Origin of the sequence: Flavobacterium sp. Root186, assembly GCF_001428525.1 — a bacterium.
Lineage (GTDB): Bacteria > Bacteroidota > Bacteroidia > Flavobacteriales > Flavobacteriaceae > Flavobacterium.
The window spans coordinates 351,784-365,016 of the sequence record NZ_LMHW01000015.1 but is presented as its reverse complement, the minus strand read 5'-3'; the positions used below and the strand labels follow the sequence as shown (position 1 = coordinate 365,016).

General features: G+C 36.7%; 6 protein-coding genes. All 6 read right to left on the bottom strand.

What is annotated here, in order from left to right; all coding sequences use genetic code 11:
* Positions 1 to 2,463 precede the first annotated feature (2,463 nt).
* Positions 2,464 to 5,192 (bottom strand): hypothetical protein (locus tag ASD98_RS24615; RefSeq protein ID WP_369814794.1); only part of this gene is annotated, 2,729 nt, incomplete at its 3' end.
* Between the two features lie 1,939 nt (positions 5,193 to 7,131).
* Positions 7,132 to 8,058 carry a tRNA epoxyqueuosine(34) reductase QueG gene (gene queG / locus ASD98_RS20655; RefSeq protein ID WP_056208212.1) on the bottom strand — a complete coding sequence of 309 codons (927 nt, stop codon included), beginning with the start codon at positions 8,056 to 8,058 and terminating at the stop codon, positions 7,132 to 7,134.
* Positions 8,055 to 9,401: a cytochrome P450 gene (locus tag ASD98_RS20650; RefSeq protein ID WP_056208209.1), complete on the bottom strand. Its 1,347-nt coding sequence runs from the start codon at positions 9,399 to 9,401 to the stop codon at positions 8,055 to 8,057. The genes queG and ASD98_RS20650 overlap by 4 nt, the downstream gene beginning before the upstream one ends.
* A gap of 62 nt (positions 9,402 to 9,463) precedes the next feature.
* Positions 9,464 to 10,279 (bottom strand): alpha/beta hydrolase, encoded by an 816-nt coding sequence (locus ASD98_RS20645; protein WP_056208206.1) that lies wholly within the window; start codon positions 10,277 to 10,279, stop codon positions 9,464 to 9,466.
* Between the two features lie 9 nt (positions 10,280 to 10,288).
* Positions 10,289 to 11,311, bottom strand: a complete 1,023-nt coding sequence (gene ruvB, locus ASD98_RS20640) for a Holliday junction branch migration DNA helicase RuvB (protein ID WP_056208203.1) — start codon at positions 11,309 to 11,311, stop codon at positions 10,289 to 10,291.
* A 106-nt stretch (positions 11,312 to 11,417) separates the two neighbouring features.
* On the bottom strand, positions 11,418 to 13,220 hold the full coding sequence (locus ASD98_RS20635) for a cbb3-type cytochrome c oxidase subunit I (RefSeq protein WP_056208200.1): 1,803 nt from the start codon (positions 13,218 to 13,220) through the stop codon (positions 11,418 to 11,420).
* Positions 13,221 to 13,233 lie beyond the last annotated feature (13 nt).

Below are 13,233 nucleotides of genomic sequence, written 5' to 3'. Positions count from 1 at the left end.
TGTAGTTTCTGTAACCGCATCAATTACTGCTGCTCCAACTACTATTTTTGAAATTACTGCATCACAATTTGCTGTGTTGGTAACTTCGCAGATACGGTATTCAACATCATAAGTTCCTGCCGCYGTGTTTGGTGCTACATTTACTGTTCCGTCTGCATTTAAAGTCAATCCTGTTGGAACACTGATTGGTGTTAATGTTACCTGTCCAGCTGAAGTTCCTATTACTACCGGGTTTCCGTTTAAGGTATCGTTAGYGGTTAAGSCTGCGGTTGTGCCTCCTGTGTTTCCGTTTACTGATGYTGTAGTTTCTGTAACCGCATCAATTACTGCTGCTCCAACTACTATTTTTGAAATTACTGCATCACAATTTGCCGTGTTGGTAACTTCGCAGATACGGTATTCAACATCATAAGTTCCTGCCGCCGTRTTTGGTGCTACAGTTACTGTTCCGTCTGCATTTAATGTTAAGCCTGTCGGAACACTGATTGGTGTTAATGTTACCTGTCCAGCTGAACTGCCGATTACTACCGGGTTTCCGTTTAAGGTATCGTTAGYGGTTAAGSCTGCGGTTGTGCCTCCTGTGTTTCCGTTTACTGATGTGTTAATGTTACCTGTCCAGCTGAACTGCCGATTACTACCGGGTTTCCGTTTAAGGTATCGTTAGTGGTTAAGGCTGCGGTTGTGCCTCCTGTGTTTCCGTTTACTGATGCCGTAGTTTCTGTAACCGCATCAATTACAGGAGCAGTTATTATTATAGTAACAATAGCCGAATCACAAATACTAGAATTTGTAGTTTCACAAATAGTATAAGTTATGTTGTGTGTTCCTGTTGCTGTATTTGGCGCTACATTAATAGTTCCATTAGAATTAAAAGTAATTCCTGTAGGAAGTGTAGCTGTTGTTAAAGTTACATCACCTGGTAAAAAAGAAACACCATTAATTTTATCATTTGCAAAAATAGTTGAAATCGATCCTCCAACTAAGCCATTAACCGATAAAGGTGTATCATCTTCAGCACAAATATAATCTGAAATTACCGAAGCTGATGAAGTAGCCGAAGTACATCCGTTAGCTGTTGCTGTTACCGTATAGCTTCCTGCCGGAGCTGTAATCGTGTTTCCGGACTGGGTAACCCCTGTTGACGGGCTTACCGCATAAGTGTTAGAAGCACTGTAGTTTGAAATGGTAAAACTTCCTGCTGCTGTTGAACAGGTCGGCTGGGTTACAGCGCTTAATGTCGGAACTGCAGGTGTTGCAGGCTGTGCGTTGATAACCGCAGCTGTTGAAGCAGCCGAAGTACATCCGTTAGCYGTYGCTGTTACCGTATAGCTTCCTGCCGGAGCTGTAATCGTGTTTCCGGACTGGGTAACCCCTGTTGACGGGCTTACCGCATAAGTGTTAGAAGCACTGTAGTTTGAAATGGTAAAACTTCCTGCTGCTGTTGAACAGGTCGGCTGGGTTACAGCGCTTAATGTCGGAACTGCAGGTGTTGCTGGCTGTGCGTTGATAACCGCAGCTGATGAAGCAGCCGAAATACATCCGTTAGCTGTCGCTGTTACCGTATAGCTTCCTGCCGGAGCTGTAATCGTGTTTCCGGACTGGGTAACCCCTGTTGAAGGGCTGATTGTATAAGTGTTAGAAGCACTGTAGTTTGATATTGTAAAACTTCCTGTTGCTGTTGAACAGGTCGGCTGGGTTACAGCACTTAATGTCGGAACTGCAGGTGTTGTAGGCTGNACAGTATAGCTTCCTGCCAGAGCTGTAATCGTGTTTCCTGACTGGGTAACACCTGTTGAAGGACTTACCGCATAAGTGTTAGAAGCACTGTAGTTTGATATTGTAAAACTTCCTGTTGCTGTTGAACAGGTCGGCTGGGTTACAGCACTTAATGTCGGAACTGCAGGTGTTGTAGGCTGAGCGTTGATAACCGCAGCTGATGAAGCAGCCGAAGTACATCCGTTTGCCGAAGCTGTAACTGTATAGCTTCCTGCAGGAGCTGTAATCGTGTTTCCTGACTGGGTAACACCTGTTGAAGGACTTACCGCATAAGTGTTAGAAGCACTGTAGTTTGATATTGTAAAACTTCCTGTTGCTGTTGAACAGGTCGGCTGNTTTCCTGACTGGGTAACACCTGTTGAAGGACTTACCGCATAAGTGTTAGAAGCACTGTAGTTTGATATTGTAAAACTTCCTGTTGCTGTTGAACAGGTCGGCTGGGTTACAGCATTTAATGTAGGAACTGCAGGTGTTGTAGGCTGAGCGTTGATAACCGCAGCTGATGAAGCAGCCGAAGTACATCCGTTTGCCGAAGCTGTTACAGTATAGCTTCCTGCCAGAGCTGTAATCGTGTTTCCKGACTGGGTAACACCTGTTGAAGGACTTACCGCATAAGTGTTAGAAGCACTGTAGTTTGATATTGTAAAACTTCCTGTTGCTGTTGAACAGGTCGGCTGGGTTACAGCNGACTGGGTAACACCTGTTGAAGGACTTACCGCATAAGTGTTAGAAGCACTGTAGTTTGATATTGTAAAACTTCCTGTTGCTGTTGAACAGGTCGGCTGGGTTACAGCACTTAATGTCGGAACTGCAGGTGTTGTATTTATTGTTACACTTACAGAAGTTCTTGTGCTTTCACATCCAGTTACAGTCTGACTTACATAGTAAGTTCCTGTTGCTAAAGTTTCTGTTCCCGTATATAATGTTCCTGCTGTTGAAGCGTTGTACCATTTTAAATTTGTTCCTGTCGCTGTAAGATCGCTTACCTTTTTAGCGTCAGCTGAACAGAAATTCTGTAATGAAGCTGTCGGGGCTGAAGGTATAGCATTTACTGTTACTATCGTAGCAGTTGAAGAAGGACTTTGACATCCTGAAGCATTCGCTATTCTTACGCTATAAGTTCCAGAAGCAGATACAGTAATCGACTGAGTAGTAGCTCCAGTTGACCATAAATAACTGTTTCCTCCAGTAGAAGTCAAAGTTACACTTCCACCAAAACAAAATGTCGTTGGGCCGTCTGCTGTAATACTTGGTGCAGCGGGTGTTGGATTTACTATAACTGACACCAATGTTCTCGCACTTTCACAACCGCTTATAGTCTGGCTTACATAATAGTTACCTGATGTTAATGTTTCTGTTCCCGCATAAAGTATCCCTCCTGTGTTTGCATTATACCATTTCAAATTGGTACCTGTTGCCACTAAATCACTTACTTTTTTAGCATCAATTTCACAAAATGTTTGTGACGATGCTGTTGGTGCAGCTGTATTATTTACTGTAACCACTACTAAAGTTCTTGTACTCTCACAACTGTTTAGAGTCTGACTTACATAATAATTACCTGATGTTAATGTTTCTGTACCTGTGTATGATGTTCCACCTGTTGAAGCACTATACCATTTTAAGCTAGTTCCGGTCGCTGCCAGATCACTTACTTTTTTAGCATCAATTGCACAAAATGTTTGTGAAGATGATGTTGGCGCAGCTGTATTATTTACTGTAACAGCCACTAACCTTCTTGCACTCTCTCCACAACTATTAGTAGTCTGACTTACATAATAATTCCCTGTCGTTAATGTTTCTGTTCCATTATAAAGTGTACCTCCGCTGCTTGCGCTATACCATTTTAAATTTGTTCCTGTTGCCACTAAATCACTAACTTTTTTAGCATCAGTTGCACAAAATGTTTGTGAAGATGCTGTTGGTGCAGAAGGCGCAGTATCTATTGTTATCACTACTAATGTTCTTGCACTTTCTCCACAAGTATTGGCAGTTTGGCTTACATAATAATTTCCTGACGTTAATGTTTCTGTTCCATTATAAAGTGTACCTCCGCTGCTTGCGCTATACCATTTTAAATTTGATCCTGTTGCTACTAAATTACTCACCTTTTTATTATCAGAAGCACAAAAAGTCTGAGAGGAAGCAACCGGAGCCGAAGAAACAGTATTAATAGTTACAGCTATTTGAGTTCTTGAACTTTCACATCCATTTACAGTCTGGCTTCCATAATAATTCCCTGTTGCCAAAGTTAAAGTCGATGAAAGAGCTGTTCCTCCATTTGCCCCACTATACCATTTTAAATTAGTTCCCGAGGCAACTAAATCACTAACTTTTTTATTTTCAGATGAACAAAATGTTTGAGCAGAAGCTGTAGGAGCAACTGGTGTAAAAGTTACTACTGTTGCCGCAGAACTATTACCAGGACAACCAGCAGCATTTATTCTTTTAACAGTATAACTTCCATTTGAAGTAACTGTAATGCTTTTTGTGGTTTCTCCTGTTGACCATAAAAAAGTACCCGAATTACCAGATGATGTTAACACAACACTTCCTGTTATACAAGTAGTTCCACCACTTGCTGAAATTGTAGGTGTATTTGCCTGCCCATTAATTGTTACCACAACCGGCTTTATAAACTGACATCCGTCGACAGAAACCGCTTTTATATAATAAGTTCCTGAAGCAATAACAGCACTTGGTGTCGTATAAGCAGTTGATGCATTTGAATCTGTCCAATATGAAAGTGTCATATTTGGAGTACTTCCTGCTGTAACTGCCGGAGCTGTTAAATCAACCGTAGCTGGTGCGCAAATTGCTGCAGGGTTAGTAACAACAAGAGTTGATGTCTTTGGTGTTACCGCAGCACTAGCTGAATTGTTTGCAGTATTAGTATCTATTGATGCTGGTAATGAAGCTGTATTTGTATAATTACCTGTTGCATTTATTGTTGCAGTTATTTTTAATGTCATAGATGTTTGAGCCTCTACATCACCAATACTCCAAATACCGGTCGCCGAATCATAAACACCTACTGATGGTGTTGAACTTACATAAGTGTAGCCTGATGGAAGCAAATCATTTACAGAAACTCCTGAAACATTATTCCCTCCTAAATTGCTTACTTTAACAGTAAATTCTACAGTAGATCCTAAACATGGTGCTGCATTATCAACTGTTTTTGTAATTCCTAAATCAGTACATAAAGTAACACTAACAGGTTTTGACTGTGTTTGAGCTCCACAAGTTAAAGTTGATGCTACTGAATATGCACCAGTTTTTGTAGCAGTATAAGTTGACGAATTAGCTCCTGTTATTGCTGTCCCGTTATAATACCATTGATAAGGCGCAAAACCAGCTGGTGTTGTTAATTCTGCTTTATTATTAGTACATCCGCCACCAGAAATATAAGTCATGGTTGGATCTTCTGGCTGAACCGCAAAATTAGAGAAAAATCCTGCCATTGAGAATCCCCCTCCTTGCTGTACAATTGAAACCGTTAGTTTAGCAGCACTCGAAATAGAAAGAACATTTGGACTACCTATTTGAGTGTCTTCAAAGTTTATCAAATACCAGCCTGTAGTGCCTAATTGATGACGGGCTGTAATACCACTTATAGTCTCAATATTAGTTCCATTTACAGTTACTACATCTGTAGCACTTCTTAAAAGTATATACCCAAAATATGGTAACGTTCCCGTACCATAATTTCTAAACTTTGCTGTCTCTATAAAATTAGATCCTCCACATTCTGATACTGGGGCAATTGTAGAAATATCTACCTCACAAGATTGTGCTGTACCAGAATAAACAACAATTTTCTTGTCTGCAGAAACACGTGATGCCGAAAAGCTTGTATTCGACACACCATTACGAAAAGTATAAAAACTTCCAGCTGTTGCTAAAGTCACACTGTTCGTAGCTGTTAATGCACCAGTTGTTGAGTAAGTATCTATTGTTATAACCGTATTGTCTTTTGTTGCAACTACAGTTGTTTGTTCTGCAGTATCATTTCCTTTTCCTCTTTCAATAAAGTACTCCGTTCCTAAAACTGATTCAGGCGGAACCTGATTAAAAGCTCCATCTCCACAGCCATCAGGCATATCTATCGCCGCTGAAGTATTCATTACAGAAGGATTTGAAGACTCTACCAATGTTCCTATAGCCGCTTTAAACAAATAACTTTGCCCTGCATTTAATGTAGCTGCAATAGCGTTGTTAATTTTTACTGTTGTATTATTAGCGGTTGCCATAATACTATAAATCGGACGTTGATCTCCTAAGCCACTAAAATTTCCTAAAGTGCCATCTCTATAATATCCTACTCTAAAACGTACCCCTACACCAGCATCACCAAAACTGGTCAATGCTGCATTCCCCTTCAGGTTTGCATCAACATTTTCCCCACCAGTATAGTCATCAGAAGCAACATTTCGCATGTTTACAGAGGTTGGTCCATCACTTGTCACTATTAATCCTGCCCCTGAGATTACCGTATTTAGGGCATTCATTGGAAGATCTTTCGCAAGAAGTTTAAATCTATAGACCGCTGGAGCTCCTTTTATAGCGGTTAAAGTTGTTTCTAAAGTACCATCACTCTTGGTTAGCGTAATATTTACAGTACTTGTTGAATTTGTTGCTATAACAATTTCATTTGCTTTACTAAAATATTGCCAGGGAGCCGGCGCGATATAATGTTTCGTATAAAACTGAGCTGAAGCACTATAGCCAATTAATAAAAAAAATAAAATAAGAAAATTTGGTTTGGAGAACTTAAACCAGTTAAAAGTAAAGTTACGCATAGACAAACTCGGTATTAATTTGAGTAATAGATAGTATAGAACCTGAATACCAAAAATTGATTTTCAGATTATTTAGCAGATACGAAAAATTGAAAGGGTTGGTTTTTTGATTTTTGAAAAAAGTTTTTTCAAAATCAAAAAAATAATTGGAAAGCGTTTGGACCATAATTATTTTAGGTTCAAGACACATAGTCGTCTTTGGATTAAATTAGTAGATTTGGTGCTGCGAAAGTATATAAACACCTCAATACTAGCTACATTACTCGACAAACTACCTAGAAAAACGTTGAAATACACATTTCGTCGTGATAGATTAACTTTAACAAGTCAATAAACATGGTAATTTAACAATTAAACAACAGAAATTTCTTAATTTTTTAATGAAAAATCAATATTTTATAATTTAATCGAAAAATACGCAACATTATCCTACAAATATAAAAAAATTAAATCGACTATAAACAACATAAACAACTCATTAACAATTAGTTAATTATTTATATAAAAAAAATTGAAAATTGAAAAAATGTATTAAAATATTCCCATTTAGACTTTACTCAAGAAATTTAATATTTCGTTTAAGTCCATCAAATTTTGTTCTTTTAATAGGTGAATTTTTAAAAACTTTTTGGAAAGTTTCTTCCGTAATTTCTGTCCAATCTTTTTTTGAGAAGGAAATTAAATCCGGATTTGGATTAAAAAGAGGTTCAGAATGCGGCTTTGAAAATCGATTCCATGGACAAACATCCTGACAGGTATCACAGCCAAACATCCAATCATCAAATTTGCCCTGCATTTCATTTGGTATATTTTCTTTTAGTTCTATGGTGTAATAAGAAATGCACTTACTTCCATCTACAATATATGGTGCAAGAATCGCCTGTGTTGGACAAGCATCTATACACGCAGTACAAGAACCACAATGATCTGTAACTGCATGGTCATATTCTAAATCAAGATCAAGAATTAGTTCTGCTATGAAGTAAAAAGAACCTACTTTTTGAGTTATTAAGTTGCTGTTTTTTCCAATCCATCCTAAACCGCTTTTTGCGGCCCAGGCTTTATCTAAAACCGGAGCAGAATCAACAAACGCACGACCGGAAACCTCACCTATATTTTCTTGAATTGAATGAAGAAGTTCTTTTAATTTTTCTTTTATAACGAAGTGATAATCCTGACCATAGGCATATTTAGAAATCTTAAAACTTTGATCATTTTGAGATTCTGATGGAAAATAATTCAGCAAAAGAGAAACCACACTTTTGCCATCTTCAACCAATAAAGTTGGATTTAAACGCTTATCAAAATGGTTCTCCATGTAAGCCATTTGCCCATTATGATTGTTATTCAGCCATTTCTCAAGTCGGGGGGCTTCTTGTTCCAGAAAACCAGCTTTAGATATACCACAAGAAATAAACCCTAACCTTTTGGCCTCCTCTTTTATAAATTTTGAATATGTTTCTTTTGAATTGATACTCATCGTTTAAAAAATGAAACTTGAACATTAACAGGTTTTAAAGTAATTAGCGGATTAAATTGAATGACATCATTATTTGATTGAATGACATATTTTTTTACAATTTGAGATATCGTTAAACACATTTCGTAAATAGCAAAGCCGGTTCCAATACACATTCTTGGCCCAGCACCAAAGGGATAAAAATATTGCATTGATTCCTTTTTTTGCTCACCAAGAAATCTTTCCGGAATAAATTCATCCGGATTATTCCAATATTTAGGATTTCGATGCAATTCATAAAAAGAAATTCCAATTAATGTACCCTTTTTAATTTTGAATTGAGCCAGGGAATCATCCTCTATATTCTGCCTGTCAGTAATCCAGGCTGGCGGGTATAATCGCATAGATTCATTCAAAACGGCATTAGTATATGTCATTTTTTGAAGCTGTTCAATAATGTTCTCTGTTTGCGACTCAATCTCGGTGATTTCATCAAATACTTTTTGCTGTACATCTGGGTTTCTGCCTAAAAGATGAAGTGTAAAAGTTAAAGCATTTGCAGTTGTTTCATGTCCTGCAATAAACAGAACTTTAATTTCATCAATCAATTGTTCAACAGACATACTTTCACCAGTATCTTCATATCTGGTTTCCAAAAGCATGTTCAATAAATCATTTATTTCTTCTTTTGAAGCTTTTCTTTCCTCAATGATTTCCTGAATAATTCTATTATTTTCTTCAGCCAGACTAAGATGTTTCTTTACCTGACCACTTAATGAAAACCACCATGCTTTATGCGGAAGTCTAATTTCTTTAATTAAAAAATTCTGAACCTCTTCAATGATAAATTTGATTCGATGAAATTTATTTTCGGCGGTTGAAAGCTGAAATAAGGATTTGGCTACGACATTAAATGCCAGATTACTCATTACAGGAAAAAGATCAATAGCTTTATCTTCAATTAAATTATGTAATTCTGCACTAATGGTTTTGTTCATATTATCTACCAGCTGATTCATCTTTTGCTTATGAAAAGCCGGTTGAATAAGGCGTCTTTGTTTCAGCCAAAAATCACCGTCACTGGTTAAAAGTCCTTTTCCTAAATATTTAGAAAGGTATACGGATTGAAATTTAGACTTATGATAATTCTTCTGGTTTTTAACTAAAATATACTGAGCAATTTCATTATCTCTGGACAAGATTATATACTTTGAAAAACCAATTCTAATAGAAAAAGAATCACCGAATCTCTCAAAATATCTTTTATGAAAAGGAATCGGATTTCTACGAACACCTTCGGCATCTTTAAAAAATCTGATTATCGATAATTTATTAGGGTAAGTATATTTTATATTTTCGGACATTTTGAATAGAATTAAAACAGTTCATCTTGAATATTTATGTTTATTCTTTCTTGATAATTAAATTACTTATTGTGCAGCATAATCCATGCAGTAATATCATCTATATTCTGAATCTCAGTTTCAAGTGTATTCATCCCCACATCATGTCCTTTGCCTTTCCTTATTATCAATTTTGTCTCTACATCTTTTCTTTTTAATTCATTATAGAGGTTTTGCGATTGACTGACATTAACCAAATTATCTGCATCACCATGAATCAGTAATGTTGGAATATTCGAAATATTATTAAACGGACTTATTTTAATTAATGCATCATTGGTTCCATTTACATCTATTTTGGCTCCAGCCAATTTTTCGATGATATCCAGATGTCCATTTTTTCTCATAAATTCTACCGCTTCAGAAGAATCTAATCTTGAAGGTGCACAAAGTGCTGTTATAGATATCATATTTTTTTTGGTGTAACCATATAATAATGCCAAATGCGCGCCTGCACTAATTCCAACAATATGATACTTTTCTTTTGCATAGCCATATTTATTAGAAGCTTCTGAAACGTAACCAACAGCTGCATCGATATCTGCTAATAAATCTTTAGCAGAAATATTGTCACTTACATAACGATAATCGACATTGGCAACAACAAATCCTTTATCAGCAATATCTTGAGCATGCTTACTTGTATATTCAAGTCCTCCCATTGACCAGGCTCCTCCATGAAGAAGTATAACAACAGGCAAATCTTTTAAATTTTCATTAGGAATATAAAGATCTAAAATCTGTTGGGGAGATTTTCCATAAGCAAGATTGGTAATATGCTTACTTTGTCCAAAAGAAATAGAATATGCAAATAGTAAAAATAAAACGAAATGTTTCATAGTATATATTTAAAATAATCCGCCTTGGATATTTATATTTATTTTTCCCAAATGCTTATAAGCTTTATCGGTAACTTCTCTACCTCTCGGAGTTCTCATAATAAATCCTTCCTGAATTAAAAAAGGTTCATAAACTTCTTCAATAGTTTCACTGCTTTCAGATACGGCTGTAGCCAAAGTAGAAAGTCCAACAGGGCCTCCCTTGAATTTATTGATAATGGTTAATAATATCTTATTATCCATTTCGTCAAGTCCATGAGCATCTACATTCAATGCCTTTAGTGCATATCTGGCAATTTCAATATCAATAGTTCCATTACCTTTTATCTGTGCGAAATCACGAACTCTTCGTAATAATGCATTTGCAATACGAGGTGTACCGCGGCTGCGTCCAGCTATTTCAATAGCAGCTTCGAGATCAATTGGCATTTTTAATATACCGGCACTTCTCTCCACAATAGTGGTTAAAAGTTCTGTAGAATAATATTGTAAACGAGATGAAATTCCAAAACGAGCTCTCATTGGAGCTGTTAATAATCCGGAACGGGTAGTCGCCCCAATTAAAGTGAAGGGATTTAAATTGATTTGGACTGTTCTTGCATTTGGACCAGATTCAATCATGATATCAATTTTGAAATCTTCCATTGCAGAATATAAATATTCTTCCACAATAGGACTCAAACGATGAATTTCATCTATAAACAAAACATCTCTCTCATCAAGATTAGTCAATAAACCGGCTAAATCTCCTGGTTTATCCAGAACAGGCCCCGAAGTAATTTTGATTCCAACTTCCAGCTCATTGGCCAGAATATTAGCCAAAGTTGTTTTACCAAGCCCAGGAGGTCCATGAAACAAAGCATGATCAAGCGCCTCACCACGCTGGTTTGCAGCTGCGACAAAAACTTTTAAGTTCTCTAAAACTTGGTCCTGACCGGCAAAATCATCAAATGACAGTGGACGCAATCTTTTTTCAAGATCTAATTCTTCTGGGTTATATCCTTTTGCAGTAGGATCTAGGTTTTCATTCATTCTACAAAGATATAGAAACTAATCAGTTTGTAAAACAGTAAACATGAACGATTAAAACTTTAACTAAACAAAAAAGACCGTCATTTCTGACGGTCTTTTGAAATTTTTAGTGGTGTAAAACTTCTTCACCTTCTTTCATTGGTACATTTTGAGGAACAAAATCTACATCGTGATTTGGGTTACTATAGTCATACGGCCAACGGTATACATGAGGAATTTCTCCTGGCCAGTTTCCGTGAATATGTTCAACCGGAGTTGTCCACTCTAAAGTTGTAGATTTCCATGGATTCTGAACCGCTTTTTTACCGTAGAAAATACTGCTAAAGAAGTTGTATAAAAATACCAATTGGAATGCACCTCCAACAAGAGCAAATGTTGTAATTAAAACATTCACATTTTGCAAATCGTCAAATAATGGGAAGTTTGTATTTGTATAATAACGTCTAGGTAAACCAGCTAATCCGATAAAGTGCATTGGGAAGAAAACTCCATAAGCACAAACTGCTGTAACCCAAAAGTGGATATAACCTAAGTTTTTGTTTAGCATTCTTCCGTACATTTTAGGGAACCAGTGGTAAATACCAGCAAACATTCCGTAAAGTGCAGAGATACCCATTACTAAGTGAAAGTGAGCAATTACAAAGTACGTATCGTGAACGTTAATATCTAAAGTACTATCTCCTAAAATGATTCCAGTTAAACCTCCAGTGATAAAAGTAGAAACCATTCCAATAGAGAATAACATTGCAGGGTTAAACTGTAAATTACCTTTCCATAAAGTTGTTATCCAGTTAAAAGCTTTTACAGCAGATGGGATTGCAATCAATAAAGTTGTAAAAGTAAATACAGATCCTAAGAAAGGATTCATACCAGAGATAAACATATGGTGACCCCATACAATAGTTGATAAGAATGCAATTGCAAGAACTGACATAATCATCGCTCTATATCCGAAGATTGGTTTACGAGAATTCGTAGCCATAATTTCAGAAACAAGACCCATTGCTGGTAAGATTACAATATAAACCTCAGGGTGACCTAAGAACCAAAATAAGTGCTCAAACAATACTGGAGAACCTCCTTGGTAGTGTAAAACCTCTCCTGCAATATAGATATCAGATAAGAAGAATGAAGTACCAAAACTTCTATCAAAAATTAATAATAAAGCAGCTGATAACAATACGGGGAATGAAATAACACCAATAATAGCTGTTACAAAAAATGTCCAGATTGTAAGTGGAAGTCTAGTCATAGACATTCCTTTAGTTCTCAAGTTAATAACAGTTACAATGTAATTTAATGATCCCATTAATGAAGATGCAATAAAGATAGCCATTGAAACTAACCATAAAGTCATACCTGCTCCTGATCCTGGGATCGCTTGTGGTAAAGCACTTAATGGAGGATAAATTGTCCAACCTGCAGAAGCTGGTCCAGCTTCAACAAATAAAGAACATAACATTACTACAGCAGATATAAAAAACAACCAGTATGAAATCATATTCATAAATCCAGAAGCCATATCTCGCGCTCCAATTTGAAGTGGAATAAGTAAATTACTAAAAGTTCCACTCAAACCAGCTGTCAGTACAAAGAATACCATGATGGTACCGTGAATTGTAACTAAAGCTAAATAAATATCATTTGCCATTACACCATCTGGTGCAAATTTATCTCCTAATAAAACATTGAATATTTTAAAAGACTCTTCTGGCCACGCTAATTGCATTCTGAAAAGCAAGGACATTGCAATACCAATTACTCCCATAACAATACCTGTAATCAAGTATTGCTTAGCAATCATTTTGTGATCAATACTAAAAATATATTTAGTAATGAACGTGTCTTTATGATGATGTTCGTGCTCGTGATCGTGTCCGTGATCGTGACCGTGCGCTTCTGCTGACATATATGTGTACTTT